Origin of the sequence: Nitrincola salilacus (genome assembly GCF_046271865.1) — a bacterium.
Lineage (GTDB): Bacteria > Pseudomonadota > Gammaproteobacteria > Pseudomonadales > Balneatricaceae > Nitrincola > Nitrincola salilacus.
Genome location: NZ_CP176580.1, coordinates 3,717,350 through 3,738,045 on the forward strand (window position 1 = coordinate 3,717,350; position 20,696 = coordinate 3,738,045).

Sequence of the window (20,696 nt, forward strand, 5' to 3'; positions counted from 1 at the left end):
CACAAGGGATGAAGGTGATTAAAAAAAGCTATAGAAAGTTCAAATACACACTGTACTGCCTGATCCTGATGCTGTTATCGGGTTGTGCCACACCCGGAGATCGTCCTTTCAATATCAAGAGTATTGCCAAGACCGATATCGACATGGTGACAGATGCGCATGTCGAAGTGATAACCGAACTGGTCAGAGAGCTGACGGTCAAGCTCTATCTGCGCAACCCTCGCGAAATGGCAAAGGGACCACCCGGAATGACATTGGATCGCCGACTGGACCTTCTATTCAGCCCACCTCGTCTGATCACCCATGCCGAGCTGAACAACCGGTATGGAGTCGATGCGATACCACTGGCGTTTGATCCCGAGTTTCAGGGGGACCGAGTATTTGCACTGATGGTGGGAATCAGCGGTATGCTGCATGCCTCTTACAGCTACAAGGATACCTTTTACATGCTGGACGAGCTCAACCAGCAGAAGCTTTACAATAGTGCGCGCAATATTGAAGTGGTCGTATGGCAGCTCAGCAACCGCCGCCAAAGCAATGGCGAGCTTTATTTTCTGACCAACGGTCTGGATGAGTACGCACAGAACCTCAGCTTTGAGAGGCTGTTCGGCAAATTGATCGCCCATCAGGATATGATGGCACGCATCATTGCAGATAAAACCAATCGAAGTATCAACAAAGTGGTGCACAGCGTAGCATCATTTACACTGTTTCCAATCTGACGTCAGAATCATGAGCCATGCCGGTTAACCAGGATATCGCTGATCTTGTGATTCTGATTCAGTCGGAGCGTGACATCGGCACGGACGGGCATCTCTGCCAGCATGGCGCAGGTGAGCCGTTCATAATGCTGAATAAAACGCTCAATCTGCGATTCATTCATGATTTTCAGATGATCCGCCGGTAGCTGTGTGTCATGAATATAACGCATCCGCTCTGCCAGCTTTTTCTCTTGCTGCGAACGCCACTCATAGACGGCCTGCATGCTGGGCACCTGCAGCATCAACAATAGATCGACCTTAGAAAACAGCTCGGCATAGGCACTCTTGAGCTGATCATTGACATAACGCCGCCAACTGCCATCTGCATCCTCCTCCTGCTCCAGCGCGTTGATCGGGCTCTGCAGCTCAGCATCGCTCTGCGGTCTGGCCCCCATGCACCAACCCTCAAACAGAATCACGTCAGCTGGCCCCACCCACTCCTGCCATACGGAGGTAGGACAACGATCATCAATCGATTTATCGAACACTGGGATCTTGGTGACCCGATCAGGCTCTGCCGACATCAGAGACGCCAGAATCTCCATACCGAGTGCCACATCATGGGTACCTGGCACGCCACGTGTGTAGAGTAATGGATGAACCTGTCGGGACAACACCTCACGCTCTGCACGGGTTTTGTAGAGGTCATCGATCGAAAAGCTCACGACTCTGAGGCCAAATCCTTCACCCAGCGTTACCTCCAGCAGATTAGACAGGGTCGATTTACCGGCACCCTGAGCACCATTGATGCCGACCACCAAAGGCCCGCCCTTGTGGCGTTGAATCGACGTGATCCAACCTCCCAGAGGCACATAGATCTCTTCGATCATCTCCTTTAGGCCAATATCCACCCGCAGTGTCTCCAGTGTCGAGGCAAAGGCAGATTCAACTGCGCGAACCGCCTGCTGCAACTCCTGCTGACTGAGCGCAAAACTCCGTCTTGGCCAGTGTGCCAGTACACTCATGCAATAACCTCTGTCACTGTCGTTGCCCGCCATTATGCCTTGTTTACAGTAAGTTGGTAATTCCAGCCATCGGATCCATACTTGAATCAGGCCAACAACAGGAGGAACCATGATCAGACAACGCACAGAACATGACAGCATGGGAGAGGTGCAGGTACCGGATCATGCCCTTTATGGCGCTCAGACTCAGCGCGCTGTGGATAACTTTCAGATCAGCGGCCTGAGCCTCCCTGCCTCTTTCATCGCAGCCGTTGCCCAGATCAAGGCCGCAGCCGCCCTGACCAACGCTGAACTGGAGCTGCTCGAACCAGAAGTGGCTGAAGCGATCATCGCTGCCTGTGATCAGATCATTGCCGGTGAAGCGGCAGATCAGTTCCCGGTTGATCTGTTCCAGACTGGTTCAGGCACAAGCACCAACATGAACATGAATGAGGTGATCAGCGGGCTGATCTGGCGCGATCGTCAACTCAAGGTGCACCCCAATGATCAGGTGAACATGAGCCAGAGCTCCAATGATGTCATTCCCACCGCGATTCATCTGAGTGCTTTGCAGGCGCTGGAACACACACTGCTTCCCGCGCTGAACCATCTGATGGAGGTACTGGAACAAAAGTCGGATAGCCTCAGTGGTATTGTCAAAACCGGGCGCACTCATCTGATGGATGCGGTGCCGATCAGCCTGAGCCAGGAGGTGTCTGCCTGGGCTGCACAGATTCATGATTGCATCAATCGTCTGCAGCAGGTCAAACCACGCCTGTCACTTCTGGCCCAGGGGGGGACCGCCGTGGGGACAGGTTTGAATGCACCTGAAGGCTTTCCACACCTGTTTGCTCATCATCTGCGCGAACGGACCGGACTCAAAGTACAGACAGCCAATAACCGCTTTATCCTGTTGTCGAGCCAGGATACAGCGCTGGAATTGTCCGGTCAGTTGAAGGTCTGTGCCACATCGCTGATGAAGATCGCCAATGATCTGCGCTGGATGAACTCGGGGCCACTGGCGGGTCTGGGCGAGATCGCCCTGCCAGCCCTGCAGCCCGGCTCCTCCATCATGCCGGGAAAGGTCAATCCGGTTATCTCTGAATCAGTGATGATGGTGGGCGCCCAGGTGATGGGAAACGACACCACAATCATGATCTGCGCCCAGCATGGCAACTTTCAGCTAAATACGATGCTGCCTCTGATCGCCTATAACTTGTTGCAAAGCGAAATGTTGCTGGCCAACGCCGCCATGACACTGGCTGACAAGGCAATCACAGGCTTCGCCGTGAATCAGGCGCGAATTGAGGAGGTACTGGCCAAAAATCCGATTCTGGTAACGGCACTCAACTCTCTTATCGGCTATGAAAAAGCCGCAGCCGTGGCCAAAAGCGCCTATCAGCAGGGGCGACCGATTATCGATGTTGCGGCAGAAGAAACCGATATCAGCCGCGCCAGACTGGAGAAGCTGCTTGATCCGATGCGCCTGACCGGTCAGGAATGACGGCCAGGAAGTCACAATCCAGGAGGGTCGGTCAAATTGTTGGCGGCGTGAATTGGCCAGAAGAGCGCCATCCGGTATACTTTCTGGCCCGACTTTTCAGCAGCCGCCAGAGTGATGATTGCATGAACCTTGATCTCGACAGACTTCAGCCCTACCCATTCGAAAAACTGGCGGCCCTGAAAGCAGGTGTTACGCCAAATGCAAACCTGGAGCATATCTCACTCGGTATCGGTGAGCCAAAACATGCCTCACCCGCTTTCGTCACGGATGTGCTGCGTAACAACCTGTCGCTGCTGTCTAACTACCCTACAACCAAGGGGCTGCTGGAACTGCGCCAGGCGATTGCCGGCTGGTGTGAAAAACGCTTCCTGTTAGAGGCTGGCAGCCTTGATCCCGAGCAGCATGTACTACCAGTGAACGGTACTCGTGAAGCGATCTTTGCCTTCACTCAGGCGGCAGTTGAGCGCAAACCCGATGCTCTGGTGATCTCGCCCAACCCCTTTTATCAGATCTACGAAGGCTCCGCCTATCTGGCCGGTGCTGAACCCTGGTATCTGAACTGCGTTGCTGACAGGGGATTCATTCCCGACTACGATGCCGTGCCGGCCGAGATCTGGCAGCGTTGCCAGTTGCTGTTCATCTGCTCACCCGGCAATCCAACCGGTGCAGTACACGACATCGCGACACTTAAAAAACTGATCGCGCTGGCTGATGAACATGACTTCATCATTGCTTCAGATGAGTGCTACTCGGAGATTTACCTGGACGAACAGCAGCCACCGGCCGGTCTGCTGCAAGCCTGCGCCGAGCTGGGGCGCCATGACTATCGCAACTGCGTGGTGTTCCATAGCCTGTCCAAGCGTTCCAACCTGCCCGGCATGCGTTCCGGTTTTATCGCCGGTGATGCACGCCTGATGCAACCCTTTTTGCTCTATCGCACCTATCACGGCAGCTCTATGCCGGTACAGCACCAGCTGGCATCCATCGCCGCCTGGCACGATGAAGGACATGTCCTCGACAACCGCAATCAATACCGTGAGAAATTTGCCCGTGTCGTCGAGATACTGTCACCCGTGATGGATGTGCAGGCCCCCGATGCCAGTTTCTACCTCTGGGCCAGAACCCCCATCGCCGATGATCTGTTTGCCAGAGGACTGTTCGAGCAGCAGAATCTGACCGTACTGCCAGGACGCTATCTGTCACGTGAGGTAGATGGCCAACTGCCGGGTGCCGGTTATATCCGCATGGCTCTGGTGGCCACGGTTGAAGAGTGCGTTGAGGCTGCCGAGCGCATCAGAGCCTATATCAAGTCGCTCTGAAAACTGAACAAGGAGAGCAAAATGATTACCCTCTATGGCATCAGCAACTGTGATACGGTGCGCAAAGCGCGCAAGTGGCTTGATGCCAACCAACTGGAACATCAGTTTCATGATTTTCGCCGAGATGGCCTGAGTACCGAGCTGCTGTCCGACTGGTGCAAGGCGGTCGGTATCGACACGCTGCTGAACAAGCGCGGCACCACCTGGCGCCAGCTGCCTGAAAGTGAGCGTGACGGCCTGGATGATGCGGGCCTGCAGGCGTTGATGCTGAAGCATCCGACACTGATCAAGCGCCCGGTTCTGACCTATGCCGATGGCTGCCATGTCGGCTTCAAGGAAAATGAATACGCGTCTCGTTTATTGCCGAACTGATAGCTGGCTGAGCCTAGTGCCTAGTGCCTAGTGCCTAGTGCCTAGCTCAGAATAGAACCTTTTTTCACGATCTTATTTTAAACGAATCATTCTGGAGTAACCCATGAGCAATTTTGCATTCGGTGTCGGTGTCGGTACCAAGTCATCCAGCGGACAGTGGCTGGAGGTCTATTACAATGCCCCGCTGCTGAACGCAGAACAGTCAATGATCGATGCTGTAGCCGAGAAACTGGGCTATACCGGCGGTAATCAGGCGATCGAAATCACTGCTGCACAGTTGAAGGATCTGGAGATTGCTTTTCTGTCTGTCGGTGCCGAAGCCCAGGCAGAAGTGACAGAGATTCTGGAGGGCACACCTCAGCCTCTGGTCGTCACCTTTCTGGAAACCGACGCAGAACCCACCAGCATGGCCGAAGCCTATCTGAAGCTGAGCCTGCTGTCGCACCGACTGGTCAAGCCACACGGTCTGAACCTGAGCGGCATTTTCGGTCTGTTGCCGAATGTTGCCTGGACCTCCGAGGGTGCCATTGCGCTGGAAGACCTGCCTAAACGCCAGCTCGCAGCTCGCGCCAGTGGTCGTGTTCTGGATGTGATCTCCGTCGACAAGTTCCCGAAAATGACCAACTATGTCGTACCAGCCGGGATACGCGTCGGCGATGCCAGCCGTATCCGTCTTGGTGCTCATGTCGGCGAAGGCACCACCGTGATGCATGAAGGCTTCATCAACTTCAATGCCGGTACACTCGGCGTCAGCATGGTCGAAGGACGCATCTCTGCAGGTGTCGTGGTCGGTAATGGCTCAGATCTCGGTGGCGGCTGCTCAACCATGGGTACCCTCTCCGGCGGTAATAGTGTCTTGATCTCTGTGGGTGAAAACTGCCTGCTGGGTGCCAACGCAGGTCTGGGACTTCCTTTGGGTGATCGTTGCACGATTGAAGCGGGTCTGTACGTGACGGGTGGCAGCAAGGTGGTCCTGCTGGATGACCAGAATCAGGAAGTAAGCGTGATCAAGGCAGCCGAACTGGCCGGTAAAAGCGATCTGCTGTTCCGCCGTAATTCATTGAATGGCCGCATTGAGGTGAAAACCAATAAAAGTGCGATCGCCCTGAACGAAGAGCTGCACAAGCATAACTGATCCAACTCTTTAGCCGTAACAACGGAAGCACCCTGAGCAAAGGAACAACCTGACATGACCCAGCACTCCGAAACCCTGCAGCTTGCCTGTGACCTGATCAGCCGCCCCTCCATCACACCGGAGGATGCCGGCTGTCAGGAGTTGCTGATCAGCCGACTGGAGGCGCTGGGCTTCACGATCGAGCGCATGCAGTTTGAAGATGTCAGCAATTTCTGGGCACGCCGTGGTACACAACGCCCGCTCTTCTGCTTTGCAGGGCACACGGACGTTGTGCCGACCGGCCCGGTGGAGCGCTGGCAGTCACCACCTTTCGAACCCAGCTTCCGCGAGGGCTATCTCTACGGCCGTGGCGCTGCCGACATGAAAGGCGGCATCGCCTCCTTCATCACGGCTCTGGAGCGCTTTATAGCCAACCATCCGGATCATCAGGGCTCCATTGCACTGCTGATCACCAGTGATGAGGAAGGGCCGTTTATCAACGGTACGACACGTGTCGTGGACCACCTCGAAGCGCGTAATGAGAAGATCGACTGGTGCATCGTCGGCGAGCCGTCCAGCACCGATGAGGTGGGCGATGTGATCAAAAACGGCCGTCGAGGCTCCATCACCGGCACACTGACCGTGCGCGGTGTCCAGGGTCATGTCGCCTACCCTCACCTGGTGCGCAACCCAGTTCATGAAGCTGCTGCTGCACTGGCCGAACTGGCCGCCGAAGTCTGGGATGAGGGGAATGAGTTCTTCCCCCCCACCAGTTTCCAGATCTCCAACATCCATGCCGGCACCGGCGCCTCGAACGTTGTACCCGGGCAGATGGAGGTGGTATTCAACTTTCGTTTCTCGACCGAAGTCACCGCTGATCAGCTCAAGGAGCGCGTCCGCGAGATACTGGATCGGCATAAGCTGGAGTGGGATATCGACTGGATACTGTCCGGCAACCCCTTCCTGACGGCTGCAGGAGATCTGGTGGAAGCCAGCCGTGCCGCGATCCACAGCATCACCGGACGTGACACTGAGTTATCCACTGCTGGTGGCACATCGGATGGGCGCTTCATTGCACCGACCGGCGCACAGGTGGTCGAGATAGGCCCGGTCAATGCCACGATCCACAAGATTGATGAGCGCGTGCGGGTGAAGGATCTCGATACCCTGTCAGATATTTACGAGAATATTCTGGCGCGCCTGCTGGCCAGATGATGCAACCTTCGCGTCTGCGGCTCTGGCTGCGCCGTCGAGCCGACGCACACTATGAGAATCTGGCACTGACAGGTGCCGGATTTGCTGTTTTTTTCGTGGGGCTGCTGCTGATCGGCAGTGCCGAGTTTCTGATGACACCCTCTCTGACAGCCGAGCTGACTGCTCTGTTCGGCTTGATCCTGCTGGGTTTGGGCTGCATACTCGCTGCTGTGGGGTTTCTCAGCCTCAGCATACTTCGCATATTCCGTTTTCTGGATCAGGACGATGACAACGAACCGCCATCCCGACATTGAAATCTACATCAAGAACTGCTCCCTGAGCACTATCACCGACTGGCTGAAAACTCGCTTTGACGATGTTCAGGTACAGCCTGGCGGCAGCCTTATCCATAACATTACGGTTAGCTATCAGGGCAAGACACTGTCATTGATGATCCACGAGAAAGCAGTCGGCAAAACCTGGACCAGCGTCTGGTTTCGCTCCGACAGCACCCCTTGGGAAAAAGATCTGGATTGCGCGGCAGAAGCGTCAGAGCAACTGCACACACAGGTCAGATGCATCGCTAATGGTTGGAGCGAAGGTGATGATCCGGACGAATGGTGGCGTATTGAAGCCGGCTCTGTGGAAAAAATCCAGTGGGGAACCGACTGAAAGATCATCCACCAGTATTGCCGGTCCGGCCCCGCTGCTGAAAAATCACCGCGGTGATGATCAGCACCAACCCCAGCCAGGTCGCAGCCACAACACTTTCGCCCAGAAACAGATTGATGAAAATCAAGGATAGAAAGGGCGACAGAAAGATCAGGTTCCCGACCCGGCTCACCTGCTCAGCCCTGCGTAGAGCAGCCAACCAGAGCATGAAAGTCACCCCCATCTCGAACAGCCCGACATAGAGCGCCCCCAGAAGCCCCTGCCAGGCCGGTAGCACCATCTCGCCCTGCAGCAGCATCACCAGCCACACCAGTGGCGTGCCGAGCAGGAAACACAGCAACAGCGAGACTGAAGGGGTAGTCGCAGAGCGGGTGTTGAGAATCCAGTAGAGCGCCCACAAAACCGTGCTGGCAAGCGCCAGCAATACACCCAGCCCACTGTCGAACTCCAGCGACAGCAAATTACCACGCGTCGCGATGATCACCGCCCCGGAATAGCCCAGCAGCAGCGCCACAATATCGCGCCGCGTCAGGCGCTGTTTAAGCAGGGGTACGGCCAGCACCGACAGCATCAGCGCCCAGGTATAGTTGAGCGCCTGTGCCTGTTGCGCCGGCAGCAGATCATAAGCCTGAAACAGAATCAGATAGTAACAGCACGGGTTGAGTGCTCCCATCGCCAGATAATAGACAGGCCTGGCCCGAAGCGCAGAGAGCGCTTCACCCCAGCATCTTTCATGGGTGACAAAAGCGGCCAGCACCAGCAGCGAGGCCAGACTTGACCAGGCCAACAACTGAGTGGGCGTCATCACCTGCAACGATAGCTTGAACGCAGTTGCCGCGGTGGACCAGAAAAAAACAGCCGCTAAAGCCAGCAGCATCGACTGACGTTGATTCTTGACCTGCATGGACAGTTGATAGATCCAGATATGAAAAGGGTGGCAAGCCTAGCAGAATGGGGCGTGAATGTCAGGCGACGGCCTGGAGTGTCGAGCGCGCCTGTTCGATATGCGCCAGCATCTTTCCACCGAGTGAAGCCAACCCCATCTGGGCCAGGTGATCGTTGCGTAGCGGCGCTCGTTGAGGGGTGTGCGCCCTGATATCAAGATAGCTGACCAGATAGGCATATTCACCCCGCAGGCGCTTGTTCACCGACTGATTCAGCCGCCCCACCACTTCGTCACTGAACAGGCTGTTGGGATCGGGATAGCGGGAGTTGCTCTGTGGCAGAGAAAAATTACCACCGCCCGCAGCTTCCTGATTTACAGGCGTCGGTGTACGCTCCTGATTGGATGCAATCAGACTCAGCAGAAAACCGAATTGAGCACCACCACCGCCCTGCACTGCCTGAGGCAGGCTCGCGGTATAGCTCTCAATTCTGGTCTGAATAGTCTCTGTTTGCATCGCACCTCCGACTCTGTGCCTTTATAATCGGCAGAGAACCTTTTTTCTTTAAGATTATATTCAGGAAATCAGACAGTTATGGGACGTTGGCGCGAACCCCCTCCCCGCAGTGCGAAATACATCACCGCAACCGGCTATAAACGCCTGAATGAGGAGCTGAAATATCTGTGGAAAGTTAAACGTCCAGAGGTGACACAATCGGTTAAAGAGGCCGCTGCACAGGGCGACCGCTCGGAAAATGCCGAGTACATCTATGGCAAAAAGCAACTGCGTGAAATTGATCGCCGCGTGCGCTATCTGGCCAAGCGGCTGGAAGATATGAGCGTAGTGGATCGCCTGCCGGATGATCGCAGCCATGTGTACTTCGGCGCCTGGGTCACCGTCTGTGATGAAGCGGATCGAACGTTTTGTTATCGCATCGTCGGCCCTGACGAGATAGATGACCAGCCGGGTTATATCAGTGTCGACTCACCCATGGCTCGTCAGCTACTGAAGAAAAGCGTCGGTGATGAGATCACGCTGCAAAAGCCTGATGGTCAGGAGATCTGGTACGAGGTGTTACAAATCGATTATCGCCCGGAGCCGGACAGCTGAAGCAGATATGCTGGCCTGAATCACACGGAGGTGATTGCCATCAAATCTGAGAAGCGAACAGAAGAAAATGGTGGGTCGTATAGGATTCGAACCTATGACCAATTGGTTAAAAGCCAACTGCTCTACCAACTGAGCTAACGACCCTTCAAATTCGGAGTCAAGAGTGGTGGGTCGTATAGGATTCGAACCTATGACCAATTGGTTAAAAGCCAACTGCTCTACCAACTGAGCTAACGACCCGCTCTTTATCCAGGATGGCTCCCCGAGCTGGACTCGAACCAGCGACCAATAGATTAACAGTCTACTGCTCTACCAACTGAGCTATCAGGGAATATCCAGTTTCCAACTTTCATCCTTTGGCGGAGGGACAGGGATTCGAACCCTGGGAGCCTCGCGACTCGTCGGTTTTCAAGACCGGTGCTTTCAACCACTCAGCCATCCCTCCAAAGGATGGGCGCAAATTCTAACGTCTTGGAAAATTATGTCAACCCTTACTTACGATAAACTCATTATATTTAATAAAAAATTCGATTCGCCCCTGAAATACAGGCACGCAGAGTCGGCCGTTTCAACGCTGATAGAGCTGCGTATAATTCTCGCTGCGACGGTAATCCCCCGGAGTCATACCCGTCCACTTTTTGAAGGATCGGAAGAAGGCTGAGGGCTCATCAAAGCCCATCAGTATGGCGACATCATTGATCGACAGCTGCGGCGAGTTCATGTAGTTGATCGCTGCTGCACGCCGCGCCTCATCCTTGATTTTCTGATAGGAGGTCCCCTCCTCCAGTAAGCGTCTGCGCAGTGTGGACACTGACATATGCAGAGAATAAGCAACTTCATCTGCACTGGGCAGGTTACGGCTGAAATCCTTACCGATCATCGAGATCACCTGAGACTTGAGGCTGTTATCGTCCTCAACCATGACAATCAACTGGAAGGGTGCCGTCTTCAGAAAACCTCGCAGAGTATCCTCATCCTGCGCCAGTGGCAGATCCAGAAAACGTGACGGAAACACGATGGCATTCTCGTGCTGATCAAATTTGATCTCGGATTGAAACAGTGTCCGGAACATATCCGTATCGTCCGGCTCGGGAAAAGCAAAATAGGCAGCTTTAAGCTCCAGCCGGCAACCGATCAACCAACTGATGAAATGGTGCCACATCGACAAAGAGGTGCGGATTCTGGTGGGTGACTCCTGTGCCATCATCTCAGAAAACTCTCCATCGGACAGAGAGTCGATCGGGGCAAAGGATATCTTGGCGTAGCGCCCACGGCGCACGAGCTGAGGTTTGATCTTGGAACCGCGACAGATCTCGTAAAAATCACTGCAGCGCCAGAGCGCCCGCTCCAGCGTACGGCAGTGGATAATGCAGTGACACATCATGCGGAAGGTGCCATTCGGCACGCGACCGCCACTGAGCATGCCGAATGATTCATCCTGCGCTATCCACATAATGTGCTGGTAAAGCAAACCAAGCTGAATGGCTGGCAGCTCATTGCGACCGGTAATATCTTCACGGTTCAGCTCAACATGCTGCAACAGCTCATCCACATCAAATCCCTGATCCTCTGCCAGATCCAGCAGATACCTCACATAACCGGCGGGCACTGTTACGGTACGTTCCATTTTTTCTATCTCTTTTTTTGTATCCATTAAAGGCACGAAAGCTCCTTCATGCAAGTGGAGCCGCACAATTTTGTCAGATATTCTGGAGATTATTGTCATTGTTGTATTGACACTTCTGATCCATTATCAATCTATCCATTTTTATGAAAACTCTCTGCAGCTAATATAAGTAACTAATAATAAAACATATTATCAGCTACCAGCGCCGCAGATAAATGTTAAAAAACAATAACAAGGCGGAATGAACGAAATGGGAATGAAATCACATGCACCCCGTGCAGCCCTTCCTGCACGTCCGGGATTCAAACGCGCCCTGCTGGCCGGTATGATAGCCGCAGGACTCAGCAGCCAGGCTCAGTCACTGGAATTTCAGATCGGTGAAGTTCAGGGTCGCCTGGATTCCAACATCTCGGTCGGTGCCAGCTGGCGCTTGAAGGATCCGAGTGCAGCTGTGGTTTCTCCACCCAATGGTGGTACCAGCCTGGGCTCTGGCAGCTATGACGACGGCACTCAGAACTTCAAGAAAGGTGAAACCTTCTCACGTGTTTTCAAAGGCCTGCATGAGCTTGACCTGCGTTATGAAAACTTTGGCGCATTTGCACGTGGTAAATACTGGTATGACTTTGAAGGCAAAGATGGTAGCCGAGCTCACGGTCATAGTCCCAACGGATATGTACCTGGGGCGCGCCTGAATGACCGGGATTTCAACAGTTACGCCAAATTCTCCGGTGCTGAGCTGCTGGATGCCTATGTCTACGGTTTCTTTGATGTCGGCGGTAAACCGCTGGATCTTCGCCTTGGCCGTCAGGTCGTTAACTGGGGTGAAAGCACATTTATCCAGGGTGGCATCAACGTTATCAACCCGATCGATGTTGCCTCTTTCCGTCGCCCAGGCGCTGAACTGCGCGAAGGCCTGCTGCCGGTCAACATGGCATTTGCATCACTCGGACTGACTGATAATCTCAGTGCTGAGGCCTTCTATCAGATCAAATGGGAACCTACCGCTGTTGACGGTTGTGGTACCTACTTCTCCAGCAATGACTTTGCGCCACAAGGCTGTAATGGCATTCGTGTAGGTGCAGGCACACCTTTTGCCGGGGTGCCTGATCGTCTGTATTTCAACCCTGCCTTCACACAAGCAGCAGTAGGCTTTGATCCGGTGGTTTATCGCAATGCCAACGGACGCCGTGAAGCAAAAGACAGCGGACAGTTTGGTGTCGCCTTCCGCTACTTTGCTGAAGAGCTGAATAACACCGAGTTTGGTCTCTATTTTACGCGCTACCACAGCCGTCTGCCGATGATCAGTGGTGTTAACACACCGGTATCTGGCGCACAGATCCAGGCTGCCGGTCAGGCCGCTGCCACCAGCTATATCATGAACAACGCAGCCAACCCCCTGAGCCCGACACCGGCTGAAATGGCCGCGGCACAGGCAACAGCCATGGCCACGGTACAGGGTATGGCAACTGCAGCGCCCTTCAGCAGCACCTACTTTGTCAGCTATCCTGAAAATATCGACATGCTGGGTATGAGCTTCAATACCAATCTGGGCGATATCGCCTGGTCCGGTGAGATCAGCCATAAGCGTGATGTACCGGTTCAGGTCAATGGCCCGCTGCTGGTCGGTGCGATTCTGCGTCAGTTCGGCTACCAGTTGACCGGCCAGGGTATCGGTAACCATGCCGCAGATCAGTTGGTGCTCAACGCAGGTCCTGGTGGAACGGTAGCAGGCTATTCAACGTTTGATGTCACTCAGGCGCAAACCACCTTCATCAAGTTCTATGACAATGTTCTGGGTGCCAGCCGACTGGCAACCGTGGCAGAGCTGGGCTGGACCCATGTACATGGCCTGGATGAAAGTGCTAATGCCCTGAAGTATGGACGTAACGGTGTCTTTGGTTATGCATCAGGTGATACCGAAGGCTTTGTCACCAAGAACTCCTTTGGTTATGTACTGCGCGGTAGCCTGGAATACCCGAACGCTTTTGCCGGAGTCACACTGATTCCTGAAGCCAGCTTCCGCCATGGTGTGAAAGGCTTCGGCCCGGAACCTGGTGCAGCATTTCGCGAAGGCGAAAGGTCTATCAACCTTGGTCTGACCGCTGAGTATATGAACCGTTACTCCGTCGGCCTGTCTTATACAAGCTTCTTTGGTGGCAAGTTCAACGCCGACAAAGATCGTGATTTCATCGCTTTAAGCGCATCAGTAGCCTTCTGAGCCTGACGGGAGAATAAGAAAATGAATGTAAGAACACCTGGTTTCAAATATCCAAAGCTACTGCTCAGCTCAGCACTGGTACTGGCGTTATCTACCTTATCCACAGCGGGTATGGCCAACGCTGAGCGCCTGGGTCAGGATCTGACCCCGGTCGGGGCTGAACGTGCAGGCAACACCGACGGCACCATCCCGGCATGGGATGGTGGCCTGTCCAGCAGCAGTGACCGATACAGCAATCCCTTCGCGGATGAACAGCCCCTGTTCGTGATTACTGCAGCCAATGCAGCCGATTACAGTGCGCAATTGAGCCCCGGCCAACTGGCAATGTTCCAGCGCTACCCAGACAGCTTTACCATGCCGGTCTACCCGACTCATCGTACAGCAGCCATGCCTCAGAAAATCTATGATGCAGCCAGCCACAATGCAGCCAACACAAGCCTGACCGACGATGGCAATGGGCTGATCAACTTCCAGGAAGCGCTGGCCTTTCCGATTCCTGAGACAGGACTCGAAGTGATATGGAACCATCTGACCCGCTTCCGTGGAGGCTCACTGGAACGCACCTTCGTACAGGTACCCGTGCAGGCAAATGGCTCCTTCACTCCAGTAAAAATCAATGAAAAAATGGCGTTTCCTGGCTATCTCAAATCAACAGGTGAAGACCGTACCGACAATATCCTGTTCTATTTTGTCCAGGAGGTGACAGCCCCTTCTCGTCTGACCGGCAACATTTTGTTGGTCCATGAAACACTGAACCAGATCACCCAGCCTCGTCAGGCCTGGACCTACAACGCTGGTCAGCGTCGCGTGCGTCTGGCACCGAACATCGCCTATGACGCGCCCGGCACTGCCACTGATGGCCAGCGCACCACCGACAACCTTGATCTGTTCAACGGTGCCCCTGATCGCTATAACTGGGAGCTGGTTGGTAAGAAGGAGATGTATATCCCCTACAACAGCTTCAAGCTGGCTGATCGTTCACTGAAGTACAACGATATCCTGCACACAGGCCATCTGAACCCTGAGCACACACGCTATGAGCTGCACCGTGTCTGGCATGTGGAAGCAACACTGAAGGAAGGCCAGCGCCATATCTACGGTAAGCGCAGCTTCTACATCGATGAAGATACCTGGCAGGCCGCCGTGGTGGATCACTACGATGGCCGCGGTGAGCTCTGGCGTGTCGGTGAAGCCCACCACTTCCAGTATCGTGATGTCGATGTACCTTGGTACACAGCTGAAACTCTGTACGACCTGCAGTCCGGTCGCTACCTGGTCGGCAGCCTGACTAACGAAGAGGGTAACGGTTTCGACTTCACCCAGCGCTTTGACTATGCGGACTTCACCCCGCAGGCGATTCGTCGCATGGGTCGCTGAGGCAGCATCGCAAGCTGACTGATTTACCCCTTCAACCCGAAAGCCTCCACACTGGAGGCTTTTTTATTGCTATTACAGGGTGGGGATTATTTTCTAACTGCCCCCATGCATGAATTCGGCAACCAGAAACACATTTCCACAGCTATTTATACACAAACCCTCTTTCTAACACTGAAGACTTATGCGGAAGCTGAAATGAGCTTCCACAAGGCCCTTCTCATGCCGTTCCATCAACACCTTATACACAAAAAACCCCGAGTTGACGGCAATTTATCCTCAATCCATATCAACTGCTGCGGTTGCACACAGTTTCTGTGTGTAAAACAGTGAACAAGTTAGGGACAGGGCTAGGAGACAGAGCTGAAAGCCCCGTCAATGCTGGCTTTAAAAAAACAGGTCAAAAGTTACCCACCCCCAGCACGATTATAAACAGGTAGAGAAAGTCAACCCGGCCAGGATACTAATTTACCTTAAATAGCAGACTGAAGAGCTTGTAAATGAAGGAAGTTGAAATTTTATGCACAACCATTTTACACCCCGCCGATATTCGTTGAATAACAGCTCATTTCGGGCCTGTATAAATACAAAACCCCGTACACTTATCCATCACACAGGATAAGTGTACGGGGTTATATACAAGAGCTGTTTACAAGAGCTATTCACAGGCGTCATTCACAAGCACTGTCGCAGTAAACAGTGCAGTATGCTAATCAGCACCGATGAGTATCAACAGCAGTTGTTCAAGCCTGAGCAGCTAACCACTGCTCCAACTCATCAGCACCACCGACCAGTTGACCATCCACATAGATTTGCGGCGTGGTACCGCGGCCGGTAATCGCTGTCAGTGAAGAGTAGCTGATACCCTTGCTACCAAGAACGATCTCTTCATAGCGCAATCCCTTCTGACCCAATGCTTGTTTTGCACGTACACAGTGCGGGCAACCGGGCTTGCTCATCACGGTGATACGCTTGGGTTGTACCGCATTCGGATTAATGTAGTTCAGCATTGTGTCGGCATCAGAGAAGCGGAAGGGATCACCACCGGTTTCAGATTCGATGAACATCTTCTCAATCACACCATCCTTCACCAGCATGGAGTAGCGCCAGCTACGCTTGCCGAATCCCAGCTCCTGCTTGTCTACGAGCATGCCCATCCCTTCGCTGAATTCACCATTACCATCTGGCAACATCATGATGTTTTCAACATTCTGGTCGGCAGCCCAGGCATTCATCACAAATGCATCATTAACAGAAAGACAGATGATGCTGTCCACGCCACAACCGCTCAAAACAGGCGCTAATTCATTGTAACGCGGCAGATGGGTGCTGGAGCAGGTAGGTGTGAAAGCTCCCGGCAGTGCAAACAGTACAACGGTCTTGCCCTTGAACAATTCATCTGTTGTCAGGTTGACCCACTCATTGCCCTGACGGGTTCGAAATGTGACATCCGGCACACGTTGACCTTCACGGTTCTGCAGCATATGTGTTCTCCATTTGAGATTTTATTAATTCATTGAAAACAGTGTATAAAAATGTGTCGTGGAAAGAAAATTAATTGTTTTCTGAAAATCGATTGCAATAAACTATCGAAATATTATCCCGATACCGTTTCTCTACCTGGTGACTATCTACGTCATCACCACCAACTCAGACCGACAAACGCTTCATTTTCTGCTAGCATCACGGTTAATATATCCTCAGTGAGAATTAACACGCGTGTTTACTGACATTACCCTGGATTCCAGCCTGAACAAGGCGATCGAAACCCTCGGCTTTACCGAGCCTACACCGGTTCAGTCCAGCACCATCAAAGATGCCATGGCAGGACGCGACCTGATGGTCGGCGCTGAAACCGGCAGCGGTAAAACCCTGGCCTTTCTGCTGCCGATCCTGCACCAGTTGATGCAGAAAGACGCGCCACGCAGTGGTACCCGTGCACTGATTCTGACACCGACCCGAGAACTTGCGGAACAGGTCAGCAAGGTTTGCGAATCGCTGGTGGCCTTCAGCAGCATCAAGGTGATACAGGTCTGTGGTGGCGAAGGCTTCAAGGAGCAGTCGGCACGTATTCGCCGCAATCCTGAAGTCATTGTCGGTACCCCTGGTCGTCTGGTGGAGCATATCGAACGCAATACCCTGGACTTCAAGGATCTGGAATGTCTGGTACTCGATGAAGCCGATCGCATGCTGGACATGGGGTTTCGCGATGAAGTGCTGACAATTACTGATGCCTGTCAGGCAGAGCGCCAGACCATGCTCTTTTCTGCCACGCTGAATCGTCGCGAGATCAACGATCTGGTCGAGCGCGTGCTGAAAGATCCGATTCAGATTCTGTTGAGTACGGCACAGACCTCATCGGATCATGTCCGTCAGCAGGTTGTACTGGCAGATGATAACCAGCATAAGGAAAAGGAGCTCAACTGGCTTCTCAACAACGAAACCTACGACCGGGCGCTGGTGTTTACCAATACCCGCGTTCAAGCCGATCATCTGGGCGGCATACTGCGCTATAACAAGCATCGCGCAGCAGTCCTGCATGGTGAGATGCAACAACCGCAACGCCGCCAGGTGCTCAACCTGCTGCGCCAGAACAAGGTCAAAGTGCTTGTCGCCACTGATGTCGCCGCGCGTGGTCTGGATATCGACGGTATCGATCTGGTGATCAACTTTGATATGGCGCGTAGCGGTGATGAGTATGTGCATCGTATCGGCCGCACCGCACGTGCCGGTAAAGAGGGGCTAGCGGTGACGCTGATCGCTCATTACGAGTGGAACCTGATGTCGAGCATCGAACGCTATCTGAAAACCAGCTTCGAGCGTCGTGCCCTGCCAGGCCTGAAAGGCAGCTATACCGGACCGAAGAAGGTTCGAAGTTCAGGTAAAGCGGTCGGTAAGAAGAAAGAGCCGGACAGAAAGGGCAGCGTGGAAACCGTCAAGGTGAAGAAGCGCTTGCGTGATCAGAAGTCCATAGGTAAACGACGTGTACCTTCGGCAGAAAAAGCAGTGGAGAAAAAAGTAGAACCCAGCGTGATCAGTGACGGTTTTGCACCACTGAAAAAAAGAGGGACACCGGACGCAGGGTGAACGGCGTCTGATGCCCCAAGACAGTTCTATGCTGTGAGGCCAATACTACGCCCCGTTCAGATTCCGAGTTATGATCTGGATCAAGTATTGGTCTGTGCAGCAAAAAAATCGCATACAACCAAGGGCTAACGTCTCCAGAGCCCATTTTGCTCTACAATGCTGTGTATCAACGTCTGTCTGGCGGCCTGATATTCATGACAACTGTGACACGTCTCTATTGAATATTCCTGGCCGCTTCACCGGGAGATAATAATAAAATGAGCACCGCCTACATCAGCCATCAGGATTGTCTGCTGCACAATATGGGGCCTGACCATCCTGAAAGCCCAGTCAGGCTTCAGGCGATCCGCAAGGTGCTGGAACGAACCGGCTTGATTGATCATCTGGATCAGACAGACTCCGTTGCCATTACAGAGGAACAGATACAGCTGGTGCATGCTCGACTGCATCACAGCAAGCTCGAGATCCTCAGCCCTCAGCAGGGGATCGTCTATGCCGATGATGATACGGCACTTTGCCCCGACTCTCTGCATGCCGCCAGCCTGGCTGCCGGCAGTGTGATTCTGGCAGCCGATCGTGTGCTGGCCGGACATAATCACAACGCTTTCTGCGCCGTACGCCCTCCCGGACATCATGCCGAATACAGCACGGCGATGGGCTTTTGCTTTTACAATAATGTCGCCATCGGTGCCGGCTATGCGCTGAAGCAACCCGGTATTGAACGGGTCGCGATTCTCGATTTCGACGTACACCACGGCAACGGCACTGTGGATATCTTCAAGGATCGCCCGGAAGTACTGGTCTGCTCTACCTTCCAGCACCCCTACTACCCGATGCGTTATCACGATCTGGCGCGGCCCAATATCGTCAACTGCCCGCTGCCGGCACACAGTAACAGTAAACTCTTTCGTGATGCTGTGGAAAACAGGTGGTTGCCCGCTTTGAAAGCGCACAAGCCCGACATGATATTTATCTCAGCGGGTTTTGATGCACACAAGGAAGACCCGATGGCGGATCTGAATCTGGATGAAGAGGATTATCGCTGGGTGACGCAGCAGATCATGGCCGTTGCAGAGGAGTACAGCCGCGGTCGGATCGTATCAGTACTCGAAGGTGGCTACAATCCAGTCGCGCTGGCGTTCAGTGTTCAGGCACATATTGAGGTACTGGCGGGATACTGATCCCTCTCAGCACTCTTTTACCCTCCCCTTTCAACACCACCTTTAACAGAGCCGAGGGAAGCGATGTGCTGTTCTGGCGGCAACCTCATAGAATGCCGCCTGCAGATCCCGCAAAGGAACTCGTGACGGCTGTGTCACCGGCAGGGGCATCACAGTGGTATCCCCCGTACACAGATATTGCGCCAGCGCCCGCCCCATCCAGGTACCTGGTCCAATTCCCCGCCCACTGTATCCCATGCAACTGTAGAGACCGCTGGCCAGTTCATGAAAATGCGGCAGGTGATCCTGACTGAAAGCGATCTGCCCCACCCAGCGATGCTGCCAGTTGAGTCGCCCCAGCTCAGGATAAGTGCGGGTGATCCAGTTATCAGCCCAGTCCGCCAGACGGTCAGCCGGCAACAGATCGCCCATGCTGCCAAGAATAAAACGCCCCTGCTGATCCAGTCTGAAGGCATTCATGATACTGCGCGTATCCCAGGTACCCTCCGTGTTGGGAAGTACACGTGCCAACTGTACTTCGGTCAATGGCTCGCTGGCATATTGGAAAAAGTTGATCGGTACAAAGCTCTGTACCAGTGATGGGTAGAGCGGCCCGGAATAGGCGTTGGTCGCCAGCACTACCTGAGCCGCTGTCACTGTGCCACTGGGGGTGTGCAACAGCCAGCCGGAAGGTGCCTGACGATCCAGCGCAGTTACTGGCGTCTGCGTTGCGATAATGGCACCCGCCTCCTGTGCCGCACGCGCCAGACCTCTTGCATAGGCAAGCGGCTGTATCGTGCCGGCACGAGGGTCAAACAGCGCTGCCTGATAACCTTCAGCGCCGGTGCGCTTGCGAGTCTGTGCACGATCCAGCAATGTTACAGGCGCTCCCCGTGCATTGAGTTGACGCCATCGCCGCTGCAGTTCTCGCTCCCCCATAGCAGAATGGGCCAGATGCAGCGTTCCGTTACGCACCGGCTCACAGGCGATCTGATGCTGTTCGATCAGCGAAAACACCAGATCTGGCGCCTGTGCCAGCTCATGATAGAGACGCTCGCCGGGCTCCTCGCCCAGCTTACTGACCATCTGATCCGGCTCCATCCATAGCCCGGCGTTTGCCAACCCGACATTGCGCCCCGAGCCACCATGCCCTATTTCCTGCGCTTCCAGCACAATGACGCTGACACCCTGACGCGCCAGATGCAATGCCGTGGACAAGCCGGTAAAACCACCGCCGACCACCACAACATCCGCACTCATCGACTCCTGCAGTGGATCACCCACTGCAGCTTCGACGGCACTGGCACTCCATAAACTTTCGGCCTGCTGCATCTGAATCACCCCTTGCTCCAGGCG

General features: G+C 54.0%; 19 protein-coding genes and 4 tRNA genes. 13 read left to right on the forward strand and 10 right to left on the reverse strand.

Going from position 1 to position 20,696, the window contains the following annotated elements; translation table 11 throughout:
- Window positions 1-8 precede the first annotated feature (8 nt).
- Window positions 9-722: a hypothetical protein gene (locus ACK3CJ_RS17185; RefSeq protein WP_409523440.1), complete on the forward strand. Its 714-nt coding sequence runs from the start codon at window positions 9-11 to the stop codon at window positions 720-722.
- A gap of 8 nt (window positions 723-730) precedes the next feature.
- Here ACK3CJ_RS17185 and ACK3CJ_RS17190 read toward each other — a convergent pair whose 3' ends face one another.
- Window positions 731-1,726, reverse strand: coding sequence for a hypothetical protein (locus tag ACK3CJ_RS17190; protein ID WP_409523441.1), 996 nt, complete (start codon window positions 1,724-1,726; stop codon window positions 731-733).
- Window positions 1,727-1,835: 109 nt separating this feature from the next.
- On the opposite strand from ACK3CJ_RS17190, the gene ACK3CJ_RS17195 reads away from it, so the two are divergent.
- The 7 genes from ACK3CJ_RS17195 (at window position 1,836) to ACK3CJ_RS17225 (ending at window position 7,880) form a co-directional block, all read left to right on the forward strand.
- Window positions 1,836-3,209, forward strand: a complete 1,374-nt coding sequence (locus ACK3CJ_RS17195) for a class II fumarate hydratase (RefSeq protein WP_409523442.1) — start codon at window positions 1,836-1,838, stop codon at window positions 3,207-3,209.
- A gap of 122 nt (window positions 3,210-3,331) precedes the next feature.
- Entirely contained in the window at window positions 3,332-4,528 is a 1,197-nt protein-coding gene (gene dapC / locus ACK3CJ_RS17200) for a succinyldiaminopimelate transaminase (protein ID WP_409526609.1), read from the forward strand.
- A 21-nt stretch (window positions 4,529-4,549) separates the two neighbouring features.
- On the forward strand, window positions 4,550-4,900 hold the full coding sequence (locus ACK3CJ_RS17205) for an ArsC family reductase (protein WP_409523443.1): 351 nt from the start codon (window positions 4,550-4,552) through the stop codon (window positions 4,898-4,900).
- 103 nt (window positions 4,901-5,003) lie between these two features.
- The gene (dapD, locus tag ACK3CJ_RS17210; protein ID WP_409523444.1) at window positions 5,004-6,035 is read left to right on the forward strand and encodes a 2,3,4,5-tetrahydropyridine-2,6-dicarboxylate N-succinyltransferase; all 1,032 of its coding nucleotides are present in this window, start codon (window positions 5,004-5,006) and stop codon (window positions 6,033-6,035) included.
- A 54-nt stretch (window positions 6,036-6,089) separates the two neighbouring features.
- Window positions 6,090-7,229, forward strand: coding sequence for a succinyl-diaminopimelate desuccinylase (gene dapE / locus ACK3CJ_RS17215; protein ID WP_409523445.1), 1,140 nt, complete (start codon window positions 6,090-6,092; stop codon window positions 7,227-7,229).
- Window positions 7,226-7,522: a hypothetical protein gene (locus ACK3CJ_RS17220; RefSeq protein ID WP_409523446.1), complete on the forward strand. Its 297-nt coding sequence runs from the start codon at window positions 7,226-7,228 to the stop codon at window positions 7,520-7,522. The genes dapE and ACK3CJ_RS17220 overlap by 4 nt, the downstream gene beginning before the upstream one ends.
- Window positions 7,494-7,880: a hypothetical protein gene (locus tag ACK3CJ_RS17225; protein ID WP_409523447.1), complete on the forward strand. Its 387-nt coding sequence runs from the start codon at window positions 7,494-7,496 to the stop codon at window positions 7,878-7,880. The genes ACK3CJ_RS17220 and ACK3CJ_RS17225 overlap by 29 nt, the downstream gene beginning before the upstream one ends.
- A 4-nt stretch (window positions 7,881-7,884) precedes the next feature.
- On the opposite strand, the gene ACK3CJ_RS17230 is transcribed toward ACK3CJ_RS17225, so the two are convergent.
- Complete coding sequence (locus tag ACK3CJ_RS17230; RefSeq protein WP_409523448.1) at window positions 7,885-8,784, reverse strand: DMT family transporter; 900 nt, start codon at window positions 8,782-8,784, stop codon at window positions 7,885-7,887.
- Between the two features lie 61 nt (window positions 8,785-8,845).
- Window positions 8,846-9,280 carry a hypothetical protein gene (locus ACK3CJ_RS17235; RefSeq protein WP_409523449.1) on the reverse strand — a complete coding sequence of 145 codons (435 nt, stop codon included), beginning with the start codon at window positions 9,278-9,280 and terminating at the stop codon, window positions 8,846-8,848.
- Between the two features lie 78 nt (window positions 9,281-9,358).
- Between ACK3CJ_RS17235 and greB the strand changes: the two genes are divergently transcribed.
- Window positions 9,359-9,874, forward strand: a complete 516-nt coding sequence (gene greB / locus ACK3CJ_RS17240; RefSeq protein ID WP_409523450.1) for a transcription elongation factor GreB — start codon at window positions 9,359-9,361, stop codon at window positions 9,872-9,874.
- Between the two features lie 68 nt (window positions 9,875-9,942).
- Here greB and ACK3CJ_RS17245 read toward each other — a convergent pair.
- From ACK3CJ_RS17245 to ACK3CJ_RS17265, 5 genes are all read right to left on the reverse strand, one after another.
- A tRNA-Lys gene (locus tag ACK3CJ_RS17245) sits at window positions 9,943-10,018 on the reverse strand.
- 20 nt (window positions 10,019-10,038) lie between these two features.
- Window positions 10,039-10,114 (reverse strand) — tRNA-Lys (locus ACK3CJ_RS17250).
- Window positions 10,115-10,129: 15 nt separating this feature from the next.
- Window positions 10,130-10,205, reverse strand: a tRNA-Asn gene (locus ACK3CJ_RS17255).
- Window positions 10,206-10,231: 26 nt separating this feature from the next.
- Window positions 10,232-10,319 (reverse strand) — tRNA-Ser (locus ACK3CJ_RS17260).
- A 123-nt stretch (window positions 10,320-10,442) separates the two neighbouring features.
- Window positions 10,443-11,528: an AraC family transcriptional regulator gene (locus tag ACK3CJ_RS17265; RefSeq protein ID WP_409523451.1), complete on the reverse strand. Its 1,086-nt coding sequence runs from the start codon at window positions 11,526-11,528 to the stop codon at window positions 10,443-10,445.
- Between the two features lie 223 nt (window positions 11,529-11,751).
- Here ACK3CJ_RS17265 and ACK3CJ_RS17270 point away from each other — a divergent pair, with 223 nt between their 5' ends.
- The gene (locus ACK3CJ_RS17270; protein WP_409523452.1) at window positions 11,752-13,719 is read left to right on the forward strand and encodes a DUF1302 domain-containing protein; all 1,968 of its coding nucleotides are present in this window, start codon (window positions 11,752-11,754) and stop codon (window positions 13,717-13,719) included.
- Window positions 13,720-13,740: 21 nt separating this feature from the next.
- On the forward strand, window positions 13,741-15,096 hold the full coding sequence (locus ACK3CJ_RS17275) for a DUF1329 domain-containing protein (protein WP_409523453.1): 1,356 nt from the start codon (window positions 13,741-13,743) through the stop codon (window positions 15,094-15,096).
- A gap of 740 nt (window positions 15,097-15,836) precedes the next feature.
- On the opposite strand, the gene ACK3CJ_RS17280 is transcribed toward ACK3CJ_RS17275, so the two are convergent.
- Complete coding sequence (locus ACK3CJ_RS17280; RefSeq protein ID WP_409523454.1) at window positions 15,837-16,577, reverse strand: glutathione peroxidase; 741 nt, start codon at window positions 16,575-16,577, stop codon at window positions 15,837-15,839.
- 235 nt (window positions 16,578-16,812) lie between these two features.
- On the opposite strand from ACK3CJ_RS17280, the gene ACK3CJ_RS17285 reads away from it, so the two are divergent.
- The gene (locus ACK3CJ_RS17285; RefSeq protein ID WP_409523455.1) at window positions 16,813-18,180 is read left to right on the forward strand and encodes a DEAD/DEAH box helicase; all 1,368 of its coding nucleotides are present in this window, start codon (window positions 16,813-16,815) and stop codon (window positions 18,178-18,180) included.
- A 257-nt stretch (window positions 18,181-18,437) separates the two neighbouring features.
- On the forward strand, window positions 18,438-19,361 hold the full coding sequence (locus ACK3CJ_RS17290; RefSeq protein WP_409523456.1) for a histone deacetylase family protein: 924 nt from the start codon (window positions 18,438-18,440) through the stop codon (window positions 19,359-19,361).
- A 42-nt stretch (window positions 19,362-19,403) separates the two neighbouring features.
- Here the strand turns inward: ACK3CJ_RS17290 and ACK3CJ_RS17295 are convergent, their stop codons facing one another.
- Window positions 19,404-20,672 carry an NAD(P)/FAD-dependent oxidoreductase gene (locus tag ACK3CJ_RS17295; protein WP_409526610.1) on the reverse strand — a complete coding sequence of 423 codons (1,269 nt, stop codon included), beginning with the start codon at window positions 20,670-20,672 and terminating at the stop codon, window positions 19,404-19,406.
- Between the last annotated feature and the right edge of the window lie 24 nt (window positions 20,673-20,696).

Coding starts and splice junctions, on each gene's coding strand:
- ACK3CJ_RS17195 (WP_409523442.1), top strand. CDS start 1,836: ATGATCAGACAACGCACAGAACATGACAGCATGGGAGAGGTGCAGGTA.
- dapD (WP_409523444.1), top strand. CDS start 5,004: ATGAGCAATTTTGCATTCGGTGTCGGTGTCGGTACCAAGTCATCCAGC.
- ACK3CJ_RS17205 (WP_409523443.1), top strand. CDS start 4,550: ATGATTACCCTCTATGGCATCAGCAACTGTGATACGGTGCGCAAAGCG.
- ACK3CJ_RS17280 (WP_409523454.1), bottom strand. CDS start 16,577: ATGCTGCAGAACCGTGAAGGTCAACGTGTGCCGGATGTCACATTTCGA.
- greB (WP_409523450.1), top strand. CDS start 9,359: ATGGGACGTTGGCGCGAACCCCCTCCCCGCAGTGCGAAATACATCACC.
- ACK3CJ_RS17290 (WP_409523456.1), top strand. CDS start 18,438: ATGAGCACCGCCTACATCAGCCATCAGGATTGTCTGCTGCACAATATG.
- ACK3CJ_RS17265 (WP_409523451.1), bottom strand. CDS start 11,528: ATGGATACAAAAAAAGAGATAGAAAAAATGGAACGTACCGTAACAGTG.
- dapE (WP_409523445.1), top strand. CDS start 6,090: ATGACCCAGCACTCCGAAACCCTGCAGCTTGCCTGTGACCTGATCAGC.
- ACK3CJ_RS17275 (WP_409523453.1), top strand. CDS start 13,741: ATGAATGTAAGAACACCTGGTTTCAAATATCCAAAGCTACTGCTCAGC.
- ACK3CJ_RS17225 (WP_409523447.1), top strand. CDS start 7,494: ATGACAACGAACCGCCATCCCGACATTGAAATCTACATCAAGAACTGC.
- ACK3CJ_RS17295 (WP_409526610.1), bottom strand. CDS start 20,672: ATGCAGCAGGCCGAAAGTTTATGGAGTGCCAGTGCCGTCGAAGCTGCA.
- dapC (WP_409526609.1), top strand. CDS start 3,332: ATGAACCTTGATCTCGACAGACTTCAGCCCTACCCATTCGAAAAACTG.
- ACK3CJ_RS17185 (WP_409523440.1), top strand. CDS start 9: ATGAAGGTGATTAAAAAAAGCTATAGAAAGTTCAAATACACACTGTAC.
- ACK3CJ_RS17230 (WP_409523448.1), bottom strand. CDS start 8,784: ATGCAGGTCAAGAATCAACGTCAGTCGATGCTGCTGGCTTTAGCGGCT.
- ACK3CJ_RS17190 (WP_409523441.1), bottom strand. CDS start 1,726: ATGAGTGTACTGGCACACTGGCCAAGACGGAGTTTTGCGCTCAGTCAG.
- ACK3CJ_RS17220 (WP_409523446.1), top strand. CDS start 7,226: ATGATGCAACCTTCGCGTCTGCGGCTCTGGCTGCGCCGTCGAGCCGAC.
- ACK3CJ_RS17270 (WP_409523452.1), top strand. CDS start 11,752: ATGGGAATGAAATCACATGCACCCCGTGCAGCCCTTCCTGCACGTCCG.
- ACK3CJ_RS17235 (WP_409523449.1), bottom strand. CDS start 9,280: ATGCAAACAGAGACTATTCAGACCAGAATTGAGAGCTATACCGCGAGC.